Origin of the sequence: Microbacterium sp. 2RAF4 (genome assembly GCF_052115285.1) — a bacterium.
In the GTDB taxonomy this organism is placed as follows: Bacteria; Actinomycetota; Actinomycetes; order Actinomycetales; family Microbacteriaceae; genus Microbacterium; species Microbacterium oxydans.
This window is the reverse complement of the sequence record NZ_JBFRGI010000004.1, coordinates 82980-108179: the sequence shown is the minus strand read 5'-3', so window position 1 is coordinate 108179 and position 25200 is coordinate 82980. Positions and strand designations below refer to the sequence as shown.

Sequence of the window (25200 nt, the reverse complement as noted above, 5' to 3'; positions counted from 1 at the left end):
TCGCTCAGGCGCGCGGCATGACCGGCTGCCGCAGGATGGTGCGCAGCTTCGCCGGATCGGCACGGCGCAGGTCGCTCAGGTAGATCTCATGATGGAGCCCCCGCATCTGCAACCCGTTGTCGGGGATGACGCGGTGATGCAGCTCGTCGAGCACCGGTCCTTCGTCGTCGAACGGTCCGACGTGAAGTGTCTGCACGCAGCTGCCCTCGTCGAGGATCTGCAGCCGCACGGAGTCGAGCGCGGGGATCGGCTCCTGCTTCTTCGCAGCCTTCTGCGACACCGACTCGACGGCCGCCGCGAACATCGCAGGGGTCACGTGATCGCCGACCATGATCATCATCGTCCACATCCACGCCGACTTGTCGCGGCGTGAGGTGAACGACTCCATGTCGGGCGCATGCCAGAGCCCCTCGAGCGGCATGACGACGGTGTCGATGCCGAGGTCGTTCCGACTCGCGAACTTCAGCGCGTATGCCAGGGGGAATAGCGCCGACACGGCCTCCCGGTAGGCGGGCGCCGTGTTCGGATCTCCTGCTCCGTCGATCATCAGGTACTGCAGGGGCGGCACCTCGACGACGCGGAACTCGCCCCGCTTCGCCCGGTACGCGTCGAGTGTCTTCTTCGGATCGATCGCTGCCATCACGTGCCTCCCCGGATCGTGCGCTCAGTGTCGCACGAGCCACGGACACGGGGTGGGCACTCGCGCGTGCCCACCCCGTCGCCCTCAGGCCGGCTCGACCGGAAGCCAGAGCTCGCACGACGCGGAGTCGCCGCTGAACTCGAGGTAGCGCACGATCGACGGCCCGGGTCGCAGCCGCCACGGGTTCGACGGGAACCACTCCGTCGCCGTGGCCGCCCACAGCGTCTGCAGAGTGGCGGGGAAGGGACCGCCGGCGGCGAAGACCGCCCACGATCCCTCTTCGACCGGAAGCACGTCGAGGTCCTCCGGGACCGGTGTCGTGCTCTGCACCGAGACTCCGTGCAGATAGGTCAGCAAAGATCCTTCCGGGGCGTCGGGTTCGACGTCTGCCGTGACGGCCAGGATCCCCGAGGGCTCGGCATCGCCGATGGCCTTGAGCCGCCCATGCTCCTCGGGCGGGATGGCCGCGATGTGCGCCTGGATGTGCGGATTGGCGCCCTCGTGGATCAGCGGAACCTCGACGGCGTGGCCGACGAGCAGGAGCGCTGGCCGGTGGGTGATGGTGACGTGCATGGGGATGCTCCCTTCCACGCTCAGGCGGAACCGGAGTGTGGGTTGTGTACGGAGAGGACCCCCGTCACGGCGCGCGTCGGCCGGTCCGATGCCGTGCACCGCGCGGAATGCGCGAGCGAACGCCTCGACCGAGCCGTATCCGTGGCGCACGGCCACGTCGAGCAGGTTCGGAGCGCCGGCGGCGAGTTCCGCTCCCGCGTGCGTCATCCGGCGACGACGCACGTACTCCGAGAGCGGCATCCCCGCCAGCGCCGAGAACATCCGACGCAGGTGGTACTCCGTCGTGCCGTGCTCGCGGGCGAACGTGTCGACGTCGATCTCCTCCGCGACACCGTGAGCGTCGACGAGGTCGACCAGGGCGTTCAGCGTGCCGATCATGAGGTCCTCCTTTCCCCACCATCGTCGCTGCGCGCCGCATACGCCCACCCGACTTCTCCGGTCGGATGCGGTCGGTTCGCGGTCGACGCCCGGTCAGAGCTCGACGGGAGGCGCCGGCTCCGTCTCCGACTCCTCGGGGTGACGCGCCAGGTTCACGATCCCGGCGACCAGACCACCCCAGACGGTGACCATCGCGATGATCATCATGATGATTGCCGCCGGAGTCATGCGCCCGCTCCCTTCGTCGTGGCACCCACCGCCGGGATCGCGGACGTCTCCGCATCCGGCTCGTACTTCTCCTCCACGAGGAACTCGTCGTACTCGGGATCGTCCTTCGCGTGGGAACGGCCGCTCCACGGCAGCGCCGACAGGATCAGGGCCAGCACCACGAGCGCGATGACCATGCCCCATCCGAAGACGGCGAGGAACCAGGCCGGATAGCCGCTGTACGGCTCGGACGTCTTCGCGATGAGCTCGCTGATGAAGAGGTACCCGAGCACGACGGGCGCCAGCACGCCCACGAGCAGCTTCCAGATCGTGCCCACCCGGAAGCTCGAGCGACGGTTGAGGTGCTCAGCCAGGACCGGCAGCTTGTGCAGCAACCAGGCCACGATGATCACGGCCACCAGGGCGACCGCCATGATGCCGAAGGAGTTGACGAACGCGTCGACCGTATCGAGGACCGAGAGCGCCGTCGTCGTCGAGAACAGCGCCATCGAGACGATAGCGAGCGGGATCGCCACGGTCAGTGTCGTGCGCACGCGCGCCCAGCCCAGCTTGTCCTGCAGGGCGGCGACGATCACCTCGAGGATGGAGATGAGCGAGGTGACTCCGGCGAACACCAGCGCTCCGAAGAACAGGACGCCGATGATCGATCCGCCCGTCGCCTGCGACACGATCGTCGGGAACGCGATGAACGCCAATCCGATGCCGGACGACGCGACTCCCGCCACCTCGGTCCCCTGCGCCTGTGCCATGAAGCCGAGGGCCGCGAAGACACCGATGCCGGCGAGGATCTCGAAGCCCGAGTTCGCGAAGGCGACGACGAGCCCCGAACCGGTCAGGTCGGTCTTGCGCTTGAGGTACGAGGAGTAGGTCACCATGATGCCGAACGCGACCGACAGCGAGAAGAAGATGTGCCCGTAGGCGGAGGCCCAGACGCCCGGGTCGGCGAGCGCCTCCCAGTTCGGGGTGAAGAAGGCGTTGAGACCGTCCATCGCACCGGGGAGGAACAGCGACTGCACCACGAGGATCGCGAACATCACCGTGAGCAACGGCATCAGGATCATGTTCGCCCTGCCGATGCCGCGCTTCACGCCCAGCGCCATGATGACGATGACGACGAGCCACACGACCACGAGGGGGATGCCGACCTGCGGGACGAAGTCGGTCGAGACGCCGACTTCGGCCACGTCCGCTGAGCGCAGGAAGTCGATGAAGAAGAAGTCGTTCTCGTTGCCCGCGCCCCAGGTGAGCTGGGCCGAGAACCAGGTGTACATGGCCGCCCAGGCGATGATCACGGCGTAGTAGACGGCGATGACGACGCAGATGAGCACCTGCCACCATCCGAGAGGCTCGGCAGCACGGTGCAGACGACGGAACGCGAGAGGAGCCGATCCGCGGTATCGATGACCGATCGCATAGTCGAAGAACAGCAGCGGGATGCCGGCGGTGAGCAGCGCGCACAGGTACGGGATGAGGAACGCCCCGCCGCCGCCCTCATAGGCGACGTAGGGGAACCGCCAGATGTTCCCGAGGCCGACCGCTGAACCGATCGCCGAGAGGATGAACACGTTGCGCGAGCCGAAGGCTTCGCGTCTGTGGGTCTGCGTCGCTGCGGTGGCCATGCGGACGAGGCTACCCGAGGGCTGAGTCGAACGTCGGGTTGGACACAGACACGAGACGATCCCGCCCCTTCAGGCCAACTCGTCCGCCAGCTCGGCCAGGCTGGGGAAGCGCCCGTCGAAGGCGTCGGTGTCTGCGGGCGGATCCCCCGCCGGACGCGGTACGTACGCAGTCCTCATCCCCACGACTCCGGCGCCTCTGAGATCCCAGGCGTGAGCGGCGACCATGAGCACGCTCCCCGGGTCGCCACCTGACTCCTCCACTGCGAGTCGGTATACCCGCGGTGAGGGCTTGTAGGCCTCGACGGTGTCCGCAGAGAGCGCCCCGTGCCATGGCAGACCGGCGTGCTCCCCGAGCGCGTGCAATGACTCCGGGTCCGCGTTCGACAGCCCGAGCACCCGGAACCGGGCCGCGAGTCGCGCGACGCCATCGCGTGAATCCGGCCAGGCGGGAAGACGCTGCGTCACGGTGGCGAGGCGATCGATGGTCGCGGCATCCGTGATCCCCGCGGCCTGCGCCACCCGCGTCGCCGCCTCCCGATCCAGGATCCCGGAAGCGACGTAGTCGCGCTCACCCCGTGCGATCCGGCGCTGCTCGCCTTCGATATGACGTTGCCAGACGCCGAGGAGGTCATCGGAATCACGGGGAGAGCCGCCCGCCTCTTCGATGGCGGTACGGAGCCCTCCCGGCTCATCGACCAGGGTGCCCAGCACGTCGAAGACGATCGTGGTGATGTCGCGAAGCATGATTCGAGTCTGCCCCGACGCGCGAGCGTCGGGGCCGGGAACGAGAAAACCCCCGCCGGAGCGGGGGTTCTTCTGCGGAGACGAGGGGATTTGAACCCCTGGTCCCCGTGAGGGGACTCCACCTTAGCAGGGTGGTGCACTCGGCCGGACTATGCGACGTCTCCAGGCATCCGACCCGAAAGCACGGATGCACCTAGCCATCATAACGGGTCCGGCGAGCGGACACGAACCGCGCCCGGCCGGTCGTCCCTCCTCGTCTTCGTCCGCCTGGGATACTGACCGCAGATCGCGGACATCGCCAGCCGCTGATCCGGAGGGACGCCATGACCGAGAAGCTGACCGCGCACGGGACCGACTCCTCGCCTTCCAGCGGCCTGTGGAGCCGACGCGCAGCCGGGTACGGGATCGTCCTCGTGCTCCTCGTCGTCTCGTACGGACTGTGCGCGATGCAGCCGAGCACCGACCCGAGCCCGTGGGCCTTCCTGCCGATGCTGGCGACCGTCGCCGTGGTCTTCTACGTGACCGGAGCGACGCGGCTGGCGCAGCGCGTCTCATGGGTGGTGCTCTCCGCGGCCGGTCTCGCCGCGGTCATCGCCGGCGCTCTCGGCCTCGATGGCCCGCTCTTGGCCATCCCGCTGTCCGCCGCCTCGATGCTCGCGCTCCTCGTGGCGCCGTGGGTCATCATCGCGCACCAGGTCACCCGCCGCGGGCTCGACTTCGAAGCGCTCCTGGCCGCGGTCACTGCGTACATCCTGGTCGGGATGTTCTTCGCGTTCGTGTACAACCTGATGTCGCAGCTGTCTCCCACTCCCCTGTTCGGCGACACGACCGCGGAGTCGCTCGGAAACCAGCTGTTCTTCTCGTTCACGGCCCTGACGACGACGGGCTACGGCAACATCGTCCCGGCCGGAACCGGAGGGCAGGCGGTCGCGATCGCCGAGGGGATCACGGGACAGCTGTTCCTCATCACCGCCGTCGCCCGCATCATGCGGGGCGCCAGCGCCAAGCGCACCCCGGCGCCGTCCGAGTGAACCAGCGACAGCGCATCGACATCCGAAGAGCCGCAGGGACAGGAAGAAGCACATGACCACCGTCTCCGCGCCACGCATCGAGCACCACAGGGAGCCGCTCGGCATCGGCGAGAGCCGCCCGCGTCTGAGCTGGACCATCACAGACGTCCCCGACGACTGGCGACAGCAGTCCTACGCCGTCACGGTGGTGCGCGGCGGTGGCGAGGACCGGGTCGAGGAACGGGTCGAGGTGACGTCCGACGGACAGGTCCTGGTGCCCTGGCCCTTCGACGCCCTCGACTCGCGCGAGCGCGTCGGCGTGCGCGTGTCGGTGCGGGGCGGCGACGGCAGCTGGTCCGCCGACAGCCCGGAGACCTGGCTCGAGGCCGGGCTCCTCCGGGCAGACGACTGGTCGGCGCGTCCGGTAGGGGTCGACCTCGATGAGGATCCGGAGAGCGATGCCCGCCGTGCGACACTCGTTCGACGCGGCTTCCGCATCGAGGGCGAGATCGCCGGCGCCCGGCTCTACGCCACGGCGCACGGCTTGTACGAGGCGGAGATCAACGGGGTCCGCGTCGGCTCCGACACGCTCTCACCCGGATGGACGACCTACCGCGAACGCCTGCGGTACTACACCTACGACGTGACCGCCCTGCTCGTCGACGGTGAGAACGCGCTCGGCGCCTGGCTCGGCGACGGCTGGTACCGCGGTCGTCTGGGCTGGCGCGGCGGGTATCGAAACGTCTTCGGCAGCGACCTGTCGTTCCTCGGCCAGTTGGAGGTCGTCTACGTGGACGGACGGCGCGAGACGATCGCGACCGACGACTCGTGGAGGGCTGCGCTCTCCCCCATCCTCCGTTCCGGCATCTACGACGGCGAGGACTACGACGCGCGTCACGAGCACCCCGGGTGGACCAGCGCGCCGTTCGACGACACCGGCTGGTTCCCTGTAGCCGTGCGCGAACGCGACCCGCGAACCCTGGTCGCCCCGACCGGCCCGCCCGTGCGGGTGACGGAGGAGGTCGCTCCGATCGCCGTGCTCACCTCACCGAGCGGCGCGCGCATCCTCGACTTCGGGCAGAACCTCGTCGGCAGGGTCCGCATCCGCGTCGCAGGCCCCCGCGGTGCCACCGTGACGCTGCGCACCGCGGAGGTTCTGCAGGAGGGCGAGATCTACACGCGCCCGCTGCGCAGCGCCCGGTCGAGCGATTCCTACACGCTGGCCGGACATCAGGGCGGCGAGGAATGGGAGCCCCGCTTCACGTTCCACGGCTTCCGCTACGTCGAGGTCTCCGGCTGGCCGGGCGAGCTCGACGCGGATGCCGCAGCCGGCGCACTCGTCGCCCGCGTGCTCCACACCGACCTCGAGCGCACCGGATGGTTCACGTGCTCCGATCCGCTGGTCGAGCAGCTGCACCGCAACGTGGTCTGGGGCATGCGGGGGAACTTCGTCGACATCCCCACCGACTGCCCGCAGCGCGACGAGCGCGTGGGCTGGACGGGCGACGTGCAGGTGTTCGGCCCGACCGCGTCGACACTCTTCGACGTCTCGGGGATGCTGTCCGGATGGCTCAGAGACGTCGAGGCCGATCAGCTGCCCGACGGCACGGTGCCCTGGTTCGTGCCGGTGATCCCGTCGCACAAGGTCTGGTCCCCGGCCAGGGCAGGTGCCGCCTGGGGCGACGTCGCCACGCTGCTGCCCTGGACCCTGTACGAGCACTTCGGCGACACCGGCGTGCTGGCGACCCAGTTCGAGAGCGCACGACGATGGGTCGACAAGATCGATTCCCTGGCCGGCCCCGACCGACTGTGGGACGAGGGGTTCCAGCTCGGCGACTGGCTCGATCCCGCCGCTCCCCCGCAGGATCCCGGAGCCGGCCGCACGGATCGGTACCTCGTGGCCACAGCCTACTTCGCCCGATCGGCCAGAGCGGTCGCGGACATGGCTGGCGTGCTCGGGCGCCCCGCAGAGGCTGCGCGCTATGCCACTCTCGCCGCCGAGGTCGCCGCCGCCTTCCGCGCGGCCTACGTCCGAGCCGACGGCACGATGACCTCGGACGCTCAGACCGCGTACGCCCTCGCCATCGTGTTCGCGTTGCTCGACGACGACAGCCAGCGCGCAACAGCGGGGGTGCGTCTCGCCGACCTGGTGCGAGAGGCGGGCAACCGCATCGCGACCGGCTTCGTCGGCACACCGCTGGTCTGCGACGCCCTCACCATGACCGGCCATGCCGACACCGCATACGACCTGCTGCTCGAGCAAGGCTGCCCGTCGTGGCTGTATCAGGTCGTGCAGGGAGCGACCACGGTCTGGGAGCGCTGGGATGCGATGCTCCCCGACGGCACGGTGAACCCCGGCACCATGACGTCGTTCAACCACTACGCGTTGGGCGCCGTCGCCGATTGGCTGCACCGCAGCGTCGCAGGGCTCGCCGCCGCGGAACCGGGCTACCACCGCATCCGCTTCGCGCCCCGACCGGGTGGCGGGTTGACGCATGCCTCAGCGACGCAGCGCACTCCCTACGGAGTCACGTCGATCTCATGGCGTATCGACGATGACCGGCTGCACGTCGACGTCGTGGTCCCGGTCGGCGCGACCGCGGAACTCGAACTGCCAGGAACCGCCGCCGAGGAACTCGGCCACGGCTCCCACACGCGGACGGTGTGGTTGGCGCCATGACAGCTTGATCGCAGGCGGCCCCGACGGGTCAGCCCGCGGCGGTCTCCCCCGCGTTCGCTGCGGCGATGAGCTGCTCGATCTGCTCGAAGTCGACGGGAAGCCCCGGGAACCCGGCCAGACGACCGATCGGGAACGACGCCATCATCTTCTGCATCGCCTCGTCGTTCGGCATCATCGACGCCGCTGCCGCATCGCCGCCCGCTCCGCCCAGAAGCCCACCGAGAGCCTGCTGCACGATCGGGCCCGCGACGGGGTGCGACATCAGGTCGCCGACGGAGGAGTTCATGGTCAGCTCCTGGCGCACCGTGTCTCCGGCGAGGTCGACGGTCGCGGTGGAGCGGATGTCACGGCTGGAGGCGGCGACGTCGACGATGTACTCGCCGCCCTCCACCACCCAGCGATCGACGCGCACATCCCAGTAGGCGAGGTCCTCGCGCCGCACGACGAGCTCCACCGTGCGGGTCTCCCCTGCGGCGAGCGCGACCGAGGAGAAGGCCTTGAGCTCGCGCGGTGCGCGCTGCATGATCGATGTCGCCGGAGCCACATACACCTGCACGACCTCGCGGCCGTCGCGGTCGCCGGAGTTCGTGACGTCGACGCGTACGACGATGCCGCCGTCAGGCCCGACCTCGGCCGTTGCGGGCGCGTAGTCGAACGTCGTGTACGAGAGTCCGTGACCGAAGGGGAAGGTCACATCCAGGCCCTTCGCGTCGTACCAGCGGTAGCCCACCAGCAGACCCTCGCCGTAGCGGACATGTCCGAACTCTCCGGGGAAGTTGCCGAACGAGGGGTTGTCCTCGAGCCGCACCGGCACGGTCTCGGTGAGCTTTCCCGAGGGGTTCACCGCACCGTAGAGCACGTCCGCCACAGCGCTGCCGCCCGCCTGACCGAGCAGCCAGCTCTCGACGATCGCGGGCACACGGTCGGCGAAGGGGAGCGCGACCACGCCGCCGTTCGACAGCACCACCACGACGCGGGGGTTCACCTCGAGTACGGCATCGAGCACCGCGAGCTGCTCGGCGGGCAGATCGATGTGGTCGCGGTCGAAGCCCTCCGACTCCTCCGCTGCCGGGAGCCCGAGGAAGAGCACGGCCACGTCGGCCGCCTTCGCGATGTCGACGGCTTCCGCCCGCAGGTCGTCTGCAGAGCGTCCGGACGCGGCGATGGCACCGCCTTCGACCGCGAAGCCCGCGGCGTAGGTGACGTGGTCGCCGCCGACGGCGCGCAGTCCGTCGAGGGCCTCGTCGATGCGCGTGGGGTTGATCAGCGAAGAGCCCGCTCCCTGGAACCGCGGCTCGGTGGCGAACGCACCGATCACGGCGACCTGCTGGTCGTCGGCGAGTGGCAGCAGCGCACCGTCGTTCTTCAGCAGCACGATGGACCGACCAGCGGCCTCCCTGGCCAGCGCGTGGTGCGCGTCGACGTCGAGCGGGCCGGACACGGCAGGACGCCGGCCGGCCTTGCGCACGAGGTCGATCGCGCGACCGGCTGCGGTGTCGAGCACGCTCTCGGCGAGTTCGCCGGCGCGCACGGCTGCGACGAGCTGTGCATCCGTCCGCCCACCGGAGGAGGGCATCTCCAGGTCGAGTCCTGCGGCGACGCCGGCGACGCGGTCGTTCACGGCTCCCCAGTCCGAGACGACGAGACCGTCGAAGCCCCAGTCGTCGCGAAGCACGCTGGTGAGCAGCCAGGGGTCCTCGGAGGTCCAGACGCCGTTGAGCTTGTTATACGAGCACATGACCGTCCATGGCGAGGCGTCCTTCACGACGCGCTCGAATCCGCGCAGGTAGATCTCCCGCAGCGGACGCGGATCCACGTCGGAGCTCGCGCGCATGCGGTCGAACTCCTGGTTGTTCGCAGCGAAGTGCTTGAGCGAGGTGCCGACGCCCTTCGACTGGATGCCGCGGACGGACGCGGCTCCGAGCACGCCCGACACGATCGGGTCTTCCGAGAAGTACTCGAAGTTGCGGCCGCACAGCGGGGAGCGCTTGATGTTGATGCCGGGTCCGAGCACGACGGCGACGTCTTCGATGGCGGCCTCCACGCCGATCGCGGCGCCCACACGCTCGATGATCTCCGGGTCCCACGATGAGCCGATGCCGACAGCGGGCGGGAAGCATGTGGCGGGCACGCTGCTCGCGAGGCCGAGGTGGTCGGTGCTGCCCGACTGCTTGCGCAGCCCGTGCGGCCCGTCGGTCATCATCACCGAGGGGATGCCCACGCGGTCGATCGCCTTCGTCGTCCAGAAGTCCGCACCGCTGGTGAGCGAAGCCTTCTCCTCGAGGGTCAGGTCGGAAGCCGAGTTCTCGGTCATTGTGTTCCTTTCGCGGGCGACGGCGATGTCCTTGCGAAAACCTTATGCCCTTCAGTATTAGATTTCAAACGCCATTCAGGATTAGTGTCGAGTCATGGCACGACGAGGTTCGTACGCGAAGGGCGTCGCGAGGCGCGAGGAGATCCTCGAGAGCGCCCTCGACGTGATCGGACGCAAGGGGTACCAGAACGCCTCGCTCAAGCAGATCGCCGAGGTCGTCGGTGTCACACCCGCCGCCCTCCTGCACTACTTCGGATCGAAGGAGGAGCTCTTCACCGAGGTGCTCCGCACCCGCGATGCGCATGACGGCCTCGAGCCGACAGGGCTCGGCGCCGACGATGCCCGCACCGCCTTCCTCGACGTGATCCGCCACAACACCGAGGTTCCCGGCATCGTCGCGTTGTTCTCGCGCCTCTCGGTGGATGCGGCCGATCCGGAGCATCCGGCCCACCAGTACTTCCTGGACCGCAGCGAGCGGCTGAGGGAGTCGATCGCCGACGGCTTCGGAGCCGACGCCCGCCGCTCCGCCCTGGATCCGGACGCCCTCGCCCGCGTGATCCAGGCCGCATCCGACGGACTTCAGCTGCAGTGGATGATCGATCCGACCGTCGACATGCCCGGCATCATGGGCGCCCTCATCGACACGCTGCTTCCCCCGCCGCTTCCTCCGACGCCACCTACCTGAGTCGCCGAGACCCATCGCCATCGCCGAGACCCATCGCAGGATGCGTCGCCTGCGATGGGTCTCGACGCGGAACGTGGGTCTCGACGCGTCTCACCCCTTCACGGCACCGCCGAGACCTGCCGAGCGCAGGAACACCGACTGGAAGACGAGGAACATCGCGATCGGGATCAGGGTCGCGATCGCCAGCGCGGCGAGGAACACGTCCAGTTCGGTCTGCGACTGCACGGCGGGGAGTCGCACCGACAACGGCTGCACCGCGGGATCGGGCAGCACCAGCATGGGCCAGAGATAGTCCTTCCACGCGGCGATGATCGCGAAGACCGAGACCACCCCGAGGATCGGCTTCGACATCGGCAGCACGATCGACCAGAACAGTCGGAAGGGCCCGGCGCCGTCCGTACGCGCGGCCTCGAACACCTCGCGCGGAAGGCTGTCGAAGAACCGCTTCACCAGCAGGATGTTGAAGGCGTTCGCTCCCATCGGCAGCCACACCGCAAGGTAGTTGTTGAGCAGGCTCACATCGCCCAGCAGCGGTGGACGCACGATCGTCAGGTACAGCGGCACCAGCAGCACGATCCCGGGGATGAACAGCGTCGCCAGCACCAGCGCGTTGAGGATGGGCGCGTAAGTCGGGCGCAGCACCGAGAGCGCATAGCCCGCCGTCGTCGCGATGAACAGCTGCACGAACCAGGCCCCGAGCGCGATGATCACCGTGTTGAGGAAGTACTGGTCGATGTGGATGTCGTTCCACGCGGTCGAGAGGTTCTCCCAGTCCATGCCGTTCGGCCACAGCGCGAACGGCTGCTGCAGGGTGTCCTGCGTCGGCGTGATCGCCGACTTCGCGAGCCACAGGATGGGACCGAGTCCAGCGACGACCAGACCCACGGCGAGGAACACGTGCGTGAGCGTCATCCCCATGCGGATGCCGGGGCGCCGACGTTCGGAGTCGGAGATGACGGTGCGATCGCCCGCGCTGTCAGCGGCCTTCTCCGCGGCCCTCTCTGCGGCGCGGGTCGACAGGCGGGTGGTGAGGCTCACGTCGTGCTCCAACGGTCGGTCAGCTTGAAGTACAGCCAGGAGAGGAGGGCGAGGACGATCGCCAGCAGCACCGAGACGGCCGTGGCCTCGCCGTAGTCGCCGCCCAGGCTGTTCCGGAAGGCCTTGTCGTAGATGTACAGCAGCACGGTCTTGGTCGCTCCCGCGGGCCCGCCGCCGGTGAACAGGAACGGCTCGAGGAAGACCTGAGCGGTCGCGATCACCTGCAGGATCAGCATGATGAAGAGGATGCCTCGCAGCTGCGGCAGCGTGACGTGCCACACCTTCTTCCAGATGCCGGCACCGTCGACCTCGGCCGCGTCGTAGAGCTCCGGTGGCACGCCCAGGAGTGCCGCGAGGTAGATGATGATCGATCCCCCGGCTCCTGCCCAGGTGGCCTCGAGCACGAGCGAGGGCATCGCCTGCACCGCGTCCTGGATCCACGGCTGGGGCGGAATGCCCACGAACCCGAGCACGGTATTGAACACACCGGACGGATCGGCACTGTAGAAGAACTTCCACAGCAGCACAGCCACGACCGGCGGGATGACGACCGGGAGGTAGGCGAGCGCGGAGTAGATGCCCTTGCCGCGGCGCACCTCGCTCATGAGTACGGCCATCAGCAGGGGCAGCGGGAACCCGAAGAGCAGAGCGAGCACGGCGAACCACAGCGTGTTGATCACGGCGCGGCCGAGTTCGGGGTCGCCGATCACCGCGAGGTAGTTGTCGAACCCGACCCACTCGGAGACGATCAGGTTGGTCTTCTGCAGGCTCATGACCACCGACTGCACGATCGGCGACCACGAGAAGAACACGAACACGAACAGCATCGGGAGCACGAACAGGAGGTTCGCGAGCCCGCCGCCGCGGAACCAGGTGAGGGGTGAGCGGCGGCGGGAGCGGCGCACAGCGGGCGGCGGAGAATCCTCCACCGCCGCCCGCTGCTCGGGGAGCGTCATCGTCATGAAGGGTTACTCGTCGAGCTTCGCCTGCGCATCGCTCTGCGCCTGGGCCAGGAGAGCGTCGATGTCGGCGTTCTGGTCGGTCAGGACCTTCTGCACCACGGTGTCGAGCAGGGCGTAGACCTCCTGCGTCTTGACCTTCGGCTCCCCCACCGGCGTCTGATCCCAGATGCGGTCGCTGAAAGGCGCCATCTGGTCGACGGGCACATTGATGTAGTCGGCGATCCACTCCTGCGACTCGTCGTACAGCTCCCGGCTGAGCACGGGCAGCAGCGGAGTGCCGACGGCCTGGCCCGACTCGTTCAGGGTCCTCGCGTCGAGCACCGCGGCGTCCTTGTCCATGAGCTTCTGCATGTAGTACCAGTCGATCCAGGTCACTGCGGCTTCCTTGGTCGCGTCATCGACCGTGGGGCTGATCACTGCGATGTCACCGCCGCCGAGTGTGCCGGGATCGTCGCCTTCCATGGGCACGACGGTCATGCCGTAGATGTCCGAGTCCATGCCGAAGTCGCGCACGAGAGCGGTGTAGATGTCGGAGCCGGAGGTGTACATGCCGATGTTGCCCGCGGCGAACTCCTGGTTGATGGTCCCCCAGTCGAGGTCGACCTTCGAGCCGAAGGCGTTGTCCTCCCACTTCACGTCGTGCAGGAACTGGAGGGAGGCCTTGGTCGCGTCGTTGTCGATCGTCGACTCGGCGGTGCCGTCCCCGTTGTCGGTCTGCGTGCGACCACCACGGGCCACGGTCTGCGACGTGAGCTGCCATCCACCGGTGTTGTTGATCGCCATCTGCGCGTAGCCGGCCTTGCCGGTGGCGTCCGTGATCTTCTTGGCGGCCTCGCGGATCTCGTCCCACGTCTCCGGAGGGCTGTCGGGGTCGAGCCCCGCCTGCTCGAACAGGTCGCGGTTGTAGTGCAGTGCTGCGGCGTAGGCCTGCCGCGGGAAGCCGTAGATCTTGCCGTCGGCGCCGGTGACCCCGTCGAGGATGATGGGGTTGAACTTGTCCGTGTAGCCGAGCTCGTCGATCGCGTCCGTCACATCCATCAGCTGCCCGTTCTCGAGCAGGGTCTTGGAGTCGGTGAACGGCACGGTGAAGACGTCGGGCAGGCTTCCCCCGGCGAGCTGCACGGCGAAGGTGGGGCCTTCCCATTCGTACTCGACACCGATGATGTCGATGTCGGGATGTTCCTTCTCGAACTGCTTCTCCTGCGCGGCGAACGCATCGTACGCGGCCGCATCCGCCCCGGGCGGGAACGTCGCGACGCGCAGCTCGAGGCGTCCGTCGGCGCCGTCCCCGTCGCCGGCGGACGTGCATCCGGCAAGGGCGCCGACCGTCGCGAGCACGGCGATGCCGGCGACCATGGCCTTCGTTGGTGACTTCATTGTCTGTCCTTCCATGTGGTGCTGAACGGGTGGTGCAGGATCACGACAGCGCTCACTGCGAGCGCGTGGGGGTGGCGCGCAGAGCGAGCCAGGCTGTGGAGTCGGGCGGGAGCACGCCGTCGAGCGGCGCGCTGGAGAGGAGGACCTCATGGTGTGCGGGCAGCGGCACAGCGACCGCCCCGAGGTTGGTGACGCTGAGCGTGCCGTCACCGCGGCGGAATGAGAGGACGTCGGCGCCCAGTTCGAGCCACTCCAGGTGGTCGCCGGCGAAGTCGTCGATCCGCCGGCGCAGAGCGATCGCCGTGCGATACAGGTTGAGCGTCGAAGTGGGGTCCGCATCCTGCGCCTCGACGGTGAGCGCCGCCCAGTCCTCGGGTTGCGGTAGCCAGGGAGTGCCACCGAAGCCGTAGGGGCTCGTCACGCCCGTCCAGGGCAGCGGCACTCGGCAGCCGTCGCGTCCCGGGTCGACCCCGCCGGAGCGGAAGTGCATGGGGTCCTCGATCGCGTCGAGCGGCAGCTCCACCTCGGGCAGACCGAGTTCGTCGCCCTGGTAGATGTAGAGACTGCCCGGCAGCGCGGCGACGAGCAGCGCGGCGGCGCGGGCCCTTCGCGCACCGCGAGCCGGGTCCGTCGGGGTGCCGAAGCGCTTGCGCTCGAAGGCGAACGAGGAATCCGCCTGCCCGTACCGCGTGGCGGGACGCGTGACGTCGTGGTTCGAGAGCACCCATGTGGCAGGGGCCCCGACGGGCGCGTGCTCCGCGAGGGTGCGGGTGATGGAATCGCGCATGGCACGCGCGCTCCACGGCTGCGTCATGAAGCCGAAGTTGAAGGCGGTGTGCATCTCCCCCGGCCGCAGATACCGGGCGAATCGCTCTGCATCCTCGAGCCACACCTCGCCCACGAGCACCCGCTCCCCTTCGTACTCGTCGGCGACCGCACGCCACTCGCGATAGATGTCGTGCAGCTCGTCGCGGTCGATATGCGGATGGTCCACCGCCGGCGCCGAACCTGCGGGGAGGTCGGGAAGCGCGGGGTCCTTGACGGGAAGAGCCGCCGAGTCGATCCGGACGCCCGCGACCCCGCGGTCGAACCAGAACCGCAGGACGTCTTCGTGCTCACGTCGCACATCGGGGTGGTTCCAGTTCAGGTCCGGCTGCTCGGGGGTGAACAGATGCAGGTACCACTCGCCGTCGGTGCCGTCGGGGTTCCGCGTGCGCGACCAGGTCTCGCCCTGGAAGCTCGACACCCAGTTCGTCGGGATGACGTCGCCGTGTTCCCCGCGGCCGGGGTGGAACCAGAAACGTTCCCGCTCCGGGCTGCCTGGACCCGCCGCCAGCGCCCGCAGGAACCACTCGTGCCGATCCGAGATGTGGTTGGGCACGATGTCGACGATCGTGCGGATGCCCAGAGCGAGCGCCTCTGCGATCAGCTGCTCCGCTTCCTCCAGGGAGCCGAAACGGGGATCGATGCGGCGGTAGTCCTGCACGTCGTACCCGCCATCGGCGAGGGGGCTCAGATACCACGGGGTGAACCAGAGCGCGTCCACCCCGAGGCTCTTCAAGTACGGGAGCCTCGAGCGGACACCCGCGAGATCGCCGATGCCGTCGCCGTTTCCGTCCGCGAAGCTGCGCACATACACCTGGTAGATCACGGCCGTCCGCCACCAGCCGTCGCCAGCGGGCATGGTCAGCGTGCGGGCGGGTGCCGCCGTGCGCAGAACGTCAGTGTCCACGGAACTCCTCGTCGTCGGTGGCGATGAGTCGAATGTAGCTTTCTTAATCACTTAACGCAAGAAGTAAACGAGATGTCGCAAATTTACGATAGATTGCGGGCACGACAATCAGCGTACCTTCGGGGACCTGTGGTCAGAGAGGCAGGGGCCCCGTCGAGGCGCGCAGCACCAGTTCGGGCTCGAACAGGAGCTCGTCGCTCGGCTGAGCCGTGCCGGCGATCTGAGCGAGCAGGAGGGCGATCACGGCTCGCCCCATCGACTCGATCGGCTGCCGAACCGTGGTCAGCGGCGGCTCGGTGCAGCTCATCAGCGCGGAGTCGTCGAATCCGACGATGCTCACATCACCCGGCACCGACAGCCCGCCGCGCCGCGCCGCGCGCACGGCCCCGAGCGCCATCGGGTCACTCGCGCACACGATCGCGGTCGCACCGGCGGCGAACAGCCGTGAAGCCCCGGCCTGACCGGACTCGAGGGAGTACATGCCGCGCACGACGAGCTCGTCCGACAGCGGTGCTCCGAGCGATTCGAGCAGACGTCGCGCTGATTCGAGCTTGCGGCGGGACGGGATGTGATCCTCCGGCCCGAGCAGGAGGCCGATCTTCCGATGCCCGAGCTGATGCACGTGCAACACCGCCTGTTCCGCGGCAGCAGCATCATCGGTCGACACCGTGGCGAACGGCAGCTCCGACACACGGGCGTTGACGAGCACGGTCGGGAGGTTCACCTGACGCAGGCGTTCGTAGTGCTGATGCGCGGCATCCGCCTGCGTGTAGTTCCCCCCGAGGAAGATGACACCGGACACCTGCTGCGCGAGGAGCAGGTCGACGTAGTCCGACTCCGTCACACCCCCGGCGTTCTGCGTGCAGAGCAGCGGAGTGTAACCGTTCTGGGTGAGCGCTCCGCCGACGATCTCGGCGAATGCGGGGAAGATCGGATTCTGCAGCTCGGGCAGCACCAGGCCCACGAGGCGGGCGCGTTCTCCGCGCAGCTTCGTCGGCCGCTCGTAGCCGAGGACGTCGAGTGCGGTGAGGACCGCCTGGCGCGTGGCATCCGAGACCCCCGGCTTCTCGTTGAGCACGCGACTGACCGTCGCCTCACTCACTCCGACCTTGCGGGCCACCTCGGCGAGTCGCTTCGACATGCAGTCAGTGTACGCAAGTCCTTGCAAGAAGGCGCAAGCAGCTTGCGCTCCCTCGCGGAGTCGTCAGCGGACGTTGCCGTTCGAGCAGGTCTGCTGCGCGGCGGAGTTGCCCTTGATCGAATCGGGAAGCGCCACGACGTTGTCGGGGGTCGCTGCGGGGTCCGGAGTCGCCGCCGTGTCCGTGGGCTGTTCGCCGGCCGTGGACGGCTCCTGCACGATCACACCGTCGTTCCGGTTGTTCTCGTGCGTGATCTGCAGCTGCGCGTTCTCGGCGAGCGCATCCCAGAGCGCAGTGGCTGCGGTGTAGTTGGGGACGACCTTGTTGGGGTTCGCCGAGTCGGTGCCGTTGGGGTACTGCACGAAGACGATGTCCTCGAACGGCACGGACTTGACCGCGAGCGCGATCTGCACGAGCGTCATCGGATTCGTGAGCGACTCGCTCGGTTCGAGGTTCTGGATCGCGGTGTTCGCGAGCTTGAGCATCACCGGGACGTTGCCGAGCACCTCGCCGCTGATCATCTTGCGGGCCAGGCTCGACATGTACTGCTGCTGGTTGCCGATGCGGCCGAGGTCGCTGCCGTCGCCGACCCCGTGACGGGTGCGCAGGAACTGGAGCGCCTGCAGCCCCTCCACCGTGTGCGTGCCCGCAGCCATGTCGAGTCCGGTGTAGCGGTCCTTGATCGGGTTGGCGAGGCAGACGTCGACGCCGCCGATGGCATTCGTGATCTCGATCACGCCGCCGAAGGTGACGCCGGCCGCGAACTGGATCTCCTGGTCGGTCAGCTCGGAGATGGTCTTCACGACGCAGTTCAGGCCGCCGTCCGTGTACGCCGTGTTCAGCGGCTGCTTGCTCATCGCAGAGGTGGCGTTGCCGTTCTTGTCCGTGCAGGACGGGATCGGGACCATCAGGTCTCGGGGAAAGCTGACGACCGTGATGCGGCGCGGCTCCTGCGAGACGTGGACGAGCAGGTTCACGTCATTGAGCGTGCCCTCGGCGTCCGCTCCGGTGCACCGTTCGCCGAACAGGTCCTTGTACTTCTCCTCGCAGGTGTCGACCCCGGTGAGCACCATGTTGAAGCCGCCCTCGTACTCGCCGATGTCCGGCGGGATGGGGTCCTGACCCTCGATCTCGACGGCGTTCGCCGAGACCGTGCTCGTGAGGTCGTAGAAGACGTAGGCGCCGACGCCGAGACCGCTCACCAGCACCACGGCGAGGCCGATCGCGATGAACTTCAGGAGTTGGCCGACGGTACCGGGAGTACCCAGCTGACCATGGCGCGCGATCGTGTGCCGGCGTCGGGGGTTCTGGCTCACTCGGGACCTTTCGGATTCAGCGCCGGTGCGGGGGACACCGTGCTCACAATGCGGAGGGTGTGGGATTCGAACCCACGAGACATCTCTGCCCACTGGTTTTCAAGACCAGCTCCATCGGCCGCTCGGACAACCCTCCCGGCAGGCACTTCTGCCGACCAGGCGTGAGTCTAGCCGAGTTCTATTCTCCGGCGCTGACCTGGGCGGGGGCTGGAAGCGTGTCGAGTGCTCGCGCCAGACCGCCGTCGACGACATCCGCGGTGACCTCGCCGGCTGCCTCCTTCACCACGTCCGGAGCCTGACCCATCGCCACCGCCCGACCGCCGAGCGAGCGCGCCCAGCTGAACATCCCGATGTCGTTGCGCCCGTCCCCGGCGACGAGGATGCGCCCCTCGCCGAGCCCGAGCTCGGCACGCACCTGCTCCAGTGCCGTGCCCTTGTCCACGCCCTGCGGTGCGATGTCCAGCCACGCCGTCCAGCCGATCGCGTACGACACCTCGTTCAGACCGGCGTCCGCCACCAGCCGGTGGAAGTCCTCTTCGTCGTGACCGGGAGAGACGACGACGATGCGCGAGACGGGAAGGGCTCCGAGCTCGTCGAAGTCGACCTGCCGACCGCCGTCGAGTGTCCAGTCGTCGAGCTGCTCCGTGAACAGCCGCTGCCCCGAAGCGAGTTCCACCATGTACCTGGCCTCGGGCAGCCGCTCTCGCAGCAGACCGAGAACCGGGGTGGGGTCGAACGTCTCCACGTTCCAGCGCTCCCAGTCATCGCCCGAGCGCCGCATCGTCACGGCCCCGTTGGAGCACACCACGAAGTCCGCGGTCAGCCCGAGCTCCTCGACGTAGCGCCGCGTCGCCATCCAGCTTCGTCCAGTCGCGATCGTGACGACATGTCCGCCGTCGCGCACGCGGGCGATCGCCTCCGGAACACCGGGGCTCATCGTCTCGTCCTGCAGCAGGATCGTCCCGTCGACGTCCAGCCCGACCAGCCAGGCTTCCGTCATCGCGCAGCCCGCCCTTCGGCGAGCGGCTCGATCACCTCGAGGCCGCCGAGATACGGGCGCAGCACCTCGGGAACCCGCACGGATCCATCCGCCTGCTGATGGGTCTCGAGCAGCGCCACGATCCAGCGCGTCGTGGCGAGCGTGCCGTTCAGCGTGGCGACGTGCTGCGTCTTGGCCGTGCCCTGCGCCGCACCATCCGTGGACTCCACCACCGGCCGGTACCGCACATCGAGACGTCGCGCCTGGAACGTCGTGCAGTTCGAGGTCGACGTCAGCTCGCGGAAGGCACCCTGGGTGGGGACCCAGGCCTCGATGTCGTACTTGCGGGCGGCGCTCGAACCGAGATCTCCCGCTGCGACGTCGATCACACGGTAGGCGAGGCCCAAGGAGGTCAGCATCTCCTCCTGCAGCGCGACGAGGCGCAGGTGCTCGGCCTCCGCGTCCTCGGCCGTCGTGTAGACGAACATCTCGAGCTTGTTGAACTGGTGCACACGGATGATGCCGCGAGTGTCCTTGCCGTGCGAGCCGGCTTCACGGCGGTAGCACGTCGACCAGCCGGCGTATCGGAGGGCGCCGTCCGCCAAGTCGACGATCTCGTCTTTGTGGTACCCGGCGAGCGCGACCTCGCTGGTGCCGACAAGGTACAGATCGTCGTCCTTGTCGAGGTGATAGACCTCGTCGGCGTGCTCGCCGAGGAAGCCCGTCCCCTGCATGATCTCTGGGCGCACGAGCGTCGGGGTGATCATGGGCACGAAGCCGTTCTGCAGCGCCTTGTCGAGCGCGAGGTTCATCAGCGCGATCTCGAGACGCGCTCCGATGCCGCGCAGGAAGTAGAAGCGGGCGCCGGAGACCTTGGCACCGCGTTCCATGTCGATCGCGCCGAGCAGCTCGCCCAGCTCGAGGTGGTCCTTCGGCTCGAAGTCGAAAGCGGGCACGTCTCCCACACGGCGAAGCTCGACGAAGTCGGCTTCACCGCCGGCCGGCACACCGTCGATGACGACGTTCTCGATCCGGGCGAGGGCTGCAGCCGCTGCCTCAGCCGCTTCGTTCGCGGCGTGCTGGGCCTGCTTGACGCGCTCGGCGAGCTCCTTCGCCTGTGCGACCAGAGCGGCCTTCTCCTCCTTCGGGGCTTTCGCCACCAGCTTCCCGAAGGCGTTCTGCTCTGCTCGCAGCTCCTCGAATGCGGAGAGCGCCGACCGGCGCGATCGATCGGCCTCGAGTGCGACGTCGACGGTGCTCTGGTCGTTTCCACGAGCAATCTGCGAGCGGCGGACGATCTCCGGATTGTCGCGGAGGAGTGCGAGGTCGATCATCCACCAAGTCTACGGTGAACGGCACGTCCTCCCGGATGTCACACTCGCCGCGCAACGTCGTCTTCCTCTGCAACGGCCGGCATTCCGCCGGCCTTCGGAAAGGAACATCCATGAGCACTCCCGTCACCGCCCTCGATCAACTGAACCTGGCGTTCGCCGACCGCTTCAATGCGCGCGACCTCGACGGACTGATGGCATTGAACACCCCGGAGGTGGTCTTCGTCCCCGCGCCGGGGACGAAGGTCACCGGCACCGAGGCCGTCAGAGGCGCGCTCGAGCAGTTCCTCGGCCTGAACCTGCCGATCTCGATGACGGTCCGTCACGTCTTCGAGAGCGCGGGCACCGGACTCGCCGTCGCCGACTGGACGATCACGGGCGTCGCACCCGACGGGTCGGAGGTGTCCCTCGCCGGGACGACGGCCGACGTCGCGGTGCACGACGACGCGCACGGCTGGCGTTACGCGGTCGACAACCCGTTCGGGACCGCCTGAGACGACGTGAGGGAGACCTGCAGGATGGTCTCCCTCACGCCACCCCCATACCTGTGCCGCGGCAGGCCTTCAGCGCCTTGCGTGCCCGCGATATGCGCTGCCGGGCGGCGGCGGGTTCGATTCCGAGCCGCGTCGCCACCTCCTCCGCAGAGAGCCCGTCGGCGACCGTCAGCAGCAGTGGTTCCCGAAGCGTGGGCGGCAGCGCATGCACGGCCGCCAGCGCTCCGTCGAGCAGGACTCGCGCCTCGACGACGGACTCGACGCTGACGTGCTCGTCCGCCACATCTTCCAGCGTCGCGGCGGGGCGACGGGAGCGCTGTCTGGCGAGGTCGATGGCGACGTTCCTGGCGATCACGTCGAGCCAGGCGCACATGCGCCCTGGCTGCGGGGTGTCGAGGTGCGAGATCGACCTCCAGGCGCGCAGCAGCGCGGTCTGCGCCGCGTCGTCGGCGTCGTCGACGGGAACCCCCAGCGAGACGCTCCGTCGCCGCAGACGATCGGGGTCGCCTTCGATCATCGCGGAGAGCACGGTGCGAGCGGCGTCGTCGGAGTCATCGCGCATGTCTCCATTCTGCTCGCGCCGAGAGGGCTCGGCGCCGGATGGAGGACCCGGGTGGATCGCGGTTTAGAGTAGCGCCATGACCACGAGCGAACCCGTCCGGCAGCAGGCGGCGCTCATCTACAACCCGATCAAGGTCGACGGCAAGCACCTCCGCGCCCGAGTGCGCGATCTCTCGCGGGAGGCCGGGTGGGAGCATCCGGCGTTCTACCCCACGACCGTCGAGGATGCCGGTCAGCTCGCCACGGCGCAGGCGCTGGAGCGCGGGGTGGACGTCGTGCTGGTCGCGGGAGGCGACGGCACTGTGCGCGCCGTGTCGGAGGCGATAGCGAACAGCGGGGTGCCGTTGGCGATCCTGCCCAGCGGCACGGGGAATCTGCTCGCGCGCAATCTCGGGCTCCCGCTGGGCGATCCGACCGAGATGATCCAGGCGGCGCTCGGCGACTTCCGGCACCCGATCGACATCGGCTGGGCGCGGCTGACGCGACAGGACGGCGAGGAGGCAGAGCATGCGTTCGTCGTCCTCGCCGGCATGGGTCTCGACGCCGACATGATCGCGAACACCCGCTCCGATCTGAAGAAGTCCGTCGGGTGGATCGCGTACGTCGACGGCGCGGCCCGTTCACTGCCTCGCGCGAAGCCGTTCCGCGCGGTCTACCAGATCGACGACGGACGCCTGCACACCCACCGCGCCTACAGTCTGCTGTTCGCGAACTGCGGCACGCTCCCTGCCGGGATATCCCTGATCCCCGAGGCATCGATCACCGATGCCGCGCTCGACGTGGCGGTCATCCAGCCGACCGGCATGCTCGGCTGGTTCGCCGTCTGGCGGAAGATCTGGTGGGACAACTCCGTGCTGAGACGTTTTCGCGCGGGACGCCGAGTGCTCGAACGGCGTGGGAAGAACGCCTCCGTCCACTACTTCCACGGAGCCGCGGCCGAGGCTGCAGCTCCCGACCCGATCCCGATCGAGCTCGACGGTGACGAGTTCGGGGAAGCCGTGCGCATCACCTGCTGGGCAGACCCGGGGGCGCTTCTACTCGCGCTGCCGACGGGCCATCCCGTGCACATCCTCTGAAGGCCCGCGGGCTTCGGATTCAGCGCACCTCGACCGTGCCTTCGAGGCCTCCGCCGACGAGGGCCAGAGTGAAGGGCGCGTCGTCATCGACCGCGTCGTCGCCGAAGGAGAGCAGCGTGGCGCGCGGAGCCATGTCCATCGTGCAGGCCTGGGATTCATCCGTCACGAACGTCGCCGTGCCGCTGTTCCCCGACCCCTCGAGGGATTCGATCACCGGCGGGCAGGACGACGATCCCCAGGTGAGCAGCACCAGACCGCCGTCACCGAACCAGCCGGCAGACGGCAGGTACTCGGTGGAGGTGCCGGGCGTGCCCGTCGCGGCGGGGTCGCCGTCGAGGTCGACGTCGTCGGCGATATCGACGTAGGTGACCTCGAGGGTGATGTCGGCTGTCGGATCCACGCCCTCGGGAAGCGCGCCGATGCTGGCACGCGGAGCGAGGTCCTTCGTGCACGGCCGCGGCGATTCCCCCTCGGCGTCGACGAGAGTGACCGTGACGGTCTGTCCCTCTGCGCTCACCTGGTCCACCTGGGGGACGCACGTGGAGGAGCCCACCGTGACGACGGCGAACATGCGCCCGTCGTCGAGCAGCGCACCCTCGATGTCGTTCCGGTCGTCGACGCCGCCCGCGCTCGGCGCAGGGGAACTCGTCGGCGTGTCCGCACCGGGGCTCGCGGTGCAGCCGGCGACGAGGAGCGCCGCGGCGACGAGACCGACGAGAGGGGCGAGAGGACGCAGCGCGGAGGTCATGCTCACAGGGTAGCCCTCACGGACTTCCGACGGACAGCGACGATTACTGCAGCGCGGAGGTGAGGCGGGCGAGGTTGTCGAGCACGGTCGAGCGCAGCGGCTGCTGCATCCACTCCTCCAGCGTCAGCTCACGGCTGAGGGAGCGGTACTTGTCCTCGACCTCGCGCATCTCGGCGACGAACTCCTCGCCGCGCACCAGCATCGAGACCTCGAGGTTCAGACCGAAGGAGCGCATGTCCATGTTGCTCGACCCGACCACCGCGACCTCGTCGTCGATCGTGAGCGTCTTCGTGTGCAGGATGTAGGGCTTGCGATACATCCAGATGCGCACACCGGCCTTGAGCAGCACCTCGTAGTAGCTGCGCTGGGCGTGGTAGACCATCGCCTGGTCGCCCTCTTCCGACACGAACAGTTCGACGTGCACGCCACGGTCGACGGCGGCCGTGACCGCGAGAAGCAAGGCTTCGTCGGGGACGAAGTAGGGGCTGACGATCATGATCTTCTTCTTCGCCGCGTAGAGCAGTGCGAGGAAGAGACGGAGGTTGTTCTCGACTTCGAACCCCGGGCCGGAGGGCACGACCTGGCAGTCGAGATCCCCGGAGCCGATGTTCGCGTGGGCGATGTCGATGCCCTCGAGCACCGTGTCGGTCTCGCTGTACCAATCGGCGACGAAGATCGCGTTCACGCTCAACACCACGGGACCGTCGAGACGGACCATCAGGTCGACCCAATGCAGTCCGCGCTTGATGTTCTTCTTGAGGTTGTAGGTCGAATCGGTGATGTTCTGCGACCCGAGGAACGCGATGTTGCCGTCGACCACGAGGAGCTTTCGGTGGTTGCGCAGATCGGGGCGCTGCATCTTGCCCTTGAGCGGCTGCACCGGGAGCATCAGGTGCCAGTCCGCCCCCATCGCGTTGAGCCGCGCGATGGTCTGCTTGTAGCGGGGCTTTCCGCGGTTCGCCCAGTGATCGAGCAGGACGCGGACCTCCACCCCTCGCGCGCAGACCTCTTCGAGGGCACGGAAGAAGTTGTCGGTCGAGTCATCCGACTGCAGGATGTAGAACTCGACGTGCACGTACTCCTGCGCGGTGCGGATGGCCTCGGCCATCTCGTCGAGCGACTCCTGGTAATCGGAGATGAGGTGAGCGCCGTTGTCGCCGGAGAGCGGGAGGGCGCCGAGCTTCTGGTTCATCTGCACGATCGGGCCGAACCACGCCGGGGCGTTGGGACGCAGAGTCCCGAAGTGCAGGTGCTCGCTGGTCTCCGCGATGTACTCGTTGATCTGATCCTGTTTGCGTCGACGTGCCCGCGGGAGGCGCGGGTTGCCGATCATGAGGAACAGGAAGACGCCGACGAAAGGGATGAAGAAGACGGCGAGCAGCCATGCCATCGCGGCGGTGGGGCGGCGGTTGCGGGGGATGACGATGATCGCCGTGACTCGGATGACGATGTCGAGCGTCAGCAGGAAGGCGGCGATCCACCATCCCCAGCTGTCCGCCGTCATCGTGCCCCCTCGCCACCGCAGTGACCGTCACAGCTCACGCGCATCTGAGCAGATGCGCTGGCTTCACAGTAG

General features: G+C 68.2%; 22 protein-coding genes and 2 tRNA genes. 5 read left to right on the top strand and 19 right to left on the bottom strand.

From position 1 onward, the window contains the following. Positions 1-4: 4 nt before the first annotated feature. The 6 genes from AB4070_RS16070 to AB4070_RS16045 all read right to left on the bottom strand — a co-directional run bounded on the left by AB4070_RS16070 (position 5) and on the right by AB4070_RS16045 (position 4346). Positions 5-640 (bottom strand): GyrI-like domain-containing protein, encoded by a 636-nt coding sequence (locus tag AB4070_RS16070; RefSeq protein WP_441980980.1) that lies wholly within the window; start codon positions 638-640, stop codon positions 5-7. Positions 641-724: 84 nt separating this feature from the next. Then, entirely contained in the window at positions 725-1591 is an 867-nt protein-coding gene (locus AB4070_RS16065) for an AraC family transcriptional regulator (RefSeq protein ID WP_441980979.1), read from the bottom strand. 93 nt (positions 1592-1684) lie between these two features. Next, the gene (locus AB4070_RS16060) at positions 1685-1819 is read right to left on the bottom strand and encodes a methionine/alanine import family NSS transporter small subunit (RefSeq protein WP_282846293.1); all 135 of its coding nucleotides are present in this window, start codon (positions 1817-1819) and stop codon (positions 1685-1687) included. Then, on the bottom strand, positions 1816-3438 hold the full coding sequence (locus tag AB4070_RS16055) for a sodium-dependent transporter (protein WP_441980978.1): 1623 nt from the start codon (positions 3436-3438) through the stop codon (positions 1816-1818). The genes AB4070_RS16060 and AB4070_RS16055 overlap by 4 nt, the downstream gene beginning before the upstream one ends. Positions 3439-3507: 69 nt before the next feature. Continuing rightward, entirely contained in the window at positions 3508-4182 is a 675-nt protein-coding gene (locus tag AB4070_RS16050; protein WP_441980977.1) for a haloacid dehalogenase type II, read from the bottom strand. A gap of 75 nt (positions 4183-4257) precedes the next feature. Beyond that, positions 4258-4346 (bottom strand) — tRNA-Ser (locus tag AB4070_RS16045). A 159-nt stretch (positions 4347-4505) separates the two neighbouring features. Between AB4070_RS16045 and AB4070_RS16040 the strand changes: the two genes are divergently transcribed. After that, on the top strand, positions 4506-5213 hold the full coding sequence (locus AB4070_RS16040; protein ID WP_441980976.1) for a potassium channel family protein: 708 nt from the start codon (positions 4506-4508) through the stop codon (positions 5211-5213). Positions 5214-5265: 52 nt separating this feature from the next. Then, positions 5266-7872 carry a family 78 glycoside hydrolase catalytic domain gene (locus tag AB4070_RS16035; protein WP_441980975.1) on the top strand — a complete coding sequence of 869 codons (2607 nt, stop codon included), beginning with the start codon at positions 5266-5268 and terminating at the stop codon, positions 7870-7872. Positions 7873-7900: 28 nt separating this feature from the next. Here AB4070_RS16035 and AB4070_RS16030 read toward each other — a convergent pair whose 3' ends face one another. After that, entirely contained in the window at positions 7901-10186 is a 2286-nt protein-coding gene (locus tag AB4070_RS16030; RefSeq protein ID WP_441980974.1) for a glycoside hydrolase family 3 C-terminal domain-containing protein, read from the bottom strand. 94 nt (positions 10187-10280) lie between these two features. Here AB4070_RS16030 and AB4070_RS16025 point away from each other — a divergent pair, with 94 nt between their 5' ends. After that, on the top strand, positions 10281-10871 hold the full coding sequence (locus AB4070_RS16025) for a TetR/AcrR family transcriptional regulator (RefSeq protein ID WP_441980973.1): 591 nt from the start codon (positions 10281-10283) through the stop codon (positions 10869-10871). A 90-nt stretch (positions 10872-10961) separates the two neighbouring features. Here the strand turns inward: AB4070_RS16025 and AB4070_RS16020 are convergent, their stop codons facing one another. The 9 genes from AB4070_RS16020 to serS form a co-directional block, all read right to left on the bottom strand. Next, positions 10962-11909 carry a carbohydrate ABC transporter permease gene (locus AB4070_RS16020; protein ID WP_441980972.1) on the bottom strand — a complete coding sequence of 316 codons (948 nt, stop codon included), beginning with the start codon at positions 11907-11909 and terminating at the stop codon, positions 10962-10964. Next, positions 11906-12871, bottom strand: a complete 966-nt coding sequence (locus AB4070_RS16015; RefSeq protein ID WP_192576794.1) for a carbohydrate ABC transporter permease — start codon at positions 12869-12871, stop codon at positions 11906-11908. Before AB4070_RS16015 ends, AB4070_RS16020 begins: the two co-directional genes overlap by 4 nt. Before the next feature lie 6 nt (positions 12872-12877). Beyond that, on the bottom strand, positions 12878-14248 hold the full coding sequence (locus AB4070_RS16010; RefSeq protein ID WP_441980971.1) for an ABC transporter substrate-binding protein: 1371 nt from the start codon (positions 14246-14248) through the stop codon (positions 12878-12880). 52 nt (positions 14249-14300) lie between these two features. Next, a complete protein-coding gene (locus AB4070_RS16005; protein WP_441981123.1) occupies positions 14301-15932 on the bottom strand; it encodes a glycoside hydrolase family 13 protein in 1632 nt (543 codons plus the stop codon). Positions 15933-16113: 181 nt separating this feature from the next. Beyond that, on the bottom strand, positions 16114-17121 hold the full coding sequence (locus tag AB4070_RS16000) for a LacI family DNA-binding transcriptional regulator (RefSeq protein WP_441980970.1): 1008 nt from the start codon (positions 17119-17121) through the stop codon (positions 16114-16116). A 63-nt stretch (positions 17122-17184) separates the two neighbouring features. Continuing rightward, entirely contained in the window at positions 17185-18435 is a 1251-nt protein-coding gene (locus AB4070_RS15995; RefSeq protein ID WP_441980969.1) for an LCP family protein, read from the bottom strand. Between the two features lie 51 nt (positions 18436-18486). Beyond that, a tRNA-Ser gene (locus AB4070_RS15990) sits at positions 18487-18571 on the bottom strand. A gap of 42 nt (positions 18572-18613) precedes the next feature. Then, positions 18614-19435, bottom strand: coding sequence for an HAD family hydrolase (locus tag AB4070_RS15985; RefSeq protein WP_441980968.1), 822 nt, complete (start codon positions 19433-19435; stop codon positions 18614-18616). Next, positions 19432-20748 (bottom strand): serine--tRNA ligase, encoded by a 1317-nt coding sequence (gene serS, locus AB4070_RS15980; RefSeq protein ID WP_441980967.1) that lies wholly within the window; start codon positions 20746-20748, stop codon positions 19432-19434. The genes AB4070_RS15985 and serS overlap by 4 nt, the downstream gene beginning before the upstream one ends. A gap of 110 nt (positions 20749-20858) precedes the next feature. Here serS and AB4070_RS15975 point away from each other — a divergent pair, with 110 nt between their 5' ends. Next, positions 20859-21239: a YybH family protein gene (locus tag AB4070_RS15975; RefSeq protein ID WP_441980966.1), complete on the top strand. Its 381-nt coding sequence runs from the start codon at positions 20859-20861 to the stop codon at positions 21237-21239. Between the two features lie 34 nt (positions 21240-21273). On the opposite strand, the gene AB4070_RS15970 is transcribed toward AB4070_RS15975, so the two are convergent. After that, positions 21274-21801: an RNA polymerase sigma factor gene (locus tag AB4070_RS15970; RefSeq protein ID WP_441980965.1), complete on the bottom strand. Its 528-nt coding sequence runs from the start codon at positions 21799-21801 to the stop codon at positions 21274-21276. A 76-nt stretch (positions 21802-21877) separates the two neighbouring features. On the opposite strand from AB4070_RS15970, the gene AB4070_RS15965 reads away from it, so the two are divergent. Then, positions 21878-22876, top strand: coding sequence for a diacylglycerol/lipid kinase family protein (locus tag AB4070_RS15965; protein ID WP_441980964.1), 999 nt, complete (start codon positions 21878-21880; stop codon positions 22874-22876). A 19-nt stretch (positions 22877-22895) separates the two neighbouring features. Here AB4070_RS15965 and AB4070_RS15960 read toward each other — a convergent pair whose 3' ends face one another. Further along, complete coding sequence (locus AB4070_RS15960; protein ID WP_441980963.1) at positions 22896-23624, bottom strand: hypothetical protein; 729 nt, start codon at positions 23622-23624, stop codon at positions 22896-22898. 43 nt (positions 23625-23667) lie between these two features. After that, positions 23668-25128, bottom strand: coding sequence for a cardiolipin synthase (cls, locus tag AB4070_RS15955; protein WP_441980962.1), 1461 nt, complete (start codon positions 25126-25128; stop codon positions 23668-23670). Positions 25129-25200: the final 72 nt, after the last annotated feature.

Coding starts and splice junctions, on each gene's coding strand:
- serS (WP_441980967.1), bottom strand. CDS start 20,748: ATGATCGACCTCGCACTCCTCCGCGACAATCCGGAGATCGTCCGCCGC.
- AB4070_RS16065 (WP_441980979.1), bottom strand. CDS start 1,591: ATGATCGGCACGCTGAACGCCCTGGTCGACCTCGTCGACGCTCACGGT.
- AB4070_RS16050 (WP_441980977.1), bottom strand. CDS start 4,182: ATGCTTCGCGACATCACCACGATCGTCTTCGACGTGCTGGGCACCCTG.
- AB4070_RS16040 (WP_441980976.1), top strand. CDS start 4,506: ATGACCGAGAAGCTGACCGCGCACGGGACCGACTCCTCGCCTTCCAGC.
- AB4070_RS15985 (WP_441980968.1), bottom strand. CDS start 19,435: ATGACGGAAGCCTGGCTGGTCGGGCTGGACGTCGACGGGACGATCCTG.
- AB4070_RS15960 (WP_441980963.1), bottom strand. CDS start 23,624: ATGACCTCCGCGCTGCGTCCTCTCGCCCCTCTCGTCGGTCTCGTCGCC.
- AB4070_RS16015 (WP_192576794.1), bottom strand. CDS start 12,871: ATGACGATGACGCTCCCCGAGCAGCGGGCGGCGGTGGAGGATTCTCCG.
- AB4070_RS16055 (WP_441980978.1), bottom strand. CDS start 3,438: ATGGCCACCGCAGCGACGCAGACCCACAGACGCGAAGCCTTCGGCTCG.
- AB4070_RS16010 (WP_441980971.1), bottom strand. CDS start 14,248: ATGAAGTCACCAACGAAGGCCATGGTCGCCGGCATCGCCGTGCTCGCG.
- AB4070_RS16035 (WP_441980975.1), top strand. CDS start 5,266: ATGACCACCGTCTCCGCGCCACGCATCGAGCACCACAGGGAGCCGCTC.
- AB4070_RS15970 (WP_441980965.1), bottom strand. CDS start 21,801: ATGCGCGATGACTCCGACGACGCCGCTCGCACCGTGCTCTCCGCGATG.
- cls (WP_441980962.1), bottom strand. CDS start 25,128: ATGACGGCGGACAGCTGGGGATGGTGGATCGCCGCCTTCCTGCTGACG.
- AB4070_RS15965 (WP_441980964.1), top strand. CDS start 21,878: ATGACCACGAGCGAACCCGTCCGGCAGCAGGCGGCGCTCATCTACAAC.
- AB4070_RS16005 (WP_441981123.1), bottom strand. CDS start 15,932: ATGCCCGCTGGCGACGGCTGGTGGCGGACGGCCGTGATCTACCAGGTG.
- AB4070_RS16070 (WP_441980980.1), bottom strand. CDS start 640: ATGGCAGCGATCGATCCGAAGAAGACACTCGACGCGTACCGGGCGAAG.
- AB4070_RS15975 (WP_441980966.1), top strand. CDS start 20,859: ATGAGCACTCCCGTCACCGCCCTCGATCAACTGAACCTGGCGTTCGCC.
- AB4070_RS16025 (WP_441980973.1), top strand. CDS start 10,281: ATGGCACGACGAGGTTCGTACGCGAAGGGCGTCGCGAGGCGCGAGGAG.
- AB4070_RS16000 (WP_441980970.1), bottom strand. CDS start 17,121: ATGTCGAAGCGACTCGCCGAGGTGGCCCGCAAGGTCGGAGTGAGTGAG.
- AB4070_RS16030 (WP_441980974.1), bottom strand. CDS start 10,186: ATGACCGAGAACTCGGCTTCCGACCTGACCCTCGAGGAGAAGGCTTCG.
- AB4070_RS16060 (WP_282846293.1), bottom strand. CDS start 1,819: ATGACTCCGGCGGCAATCATCATGATGATCATCGCGATGGTCACCGTC.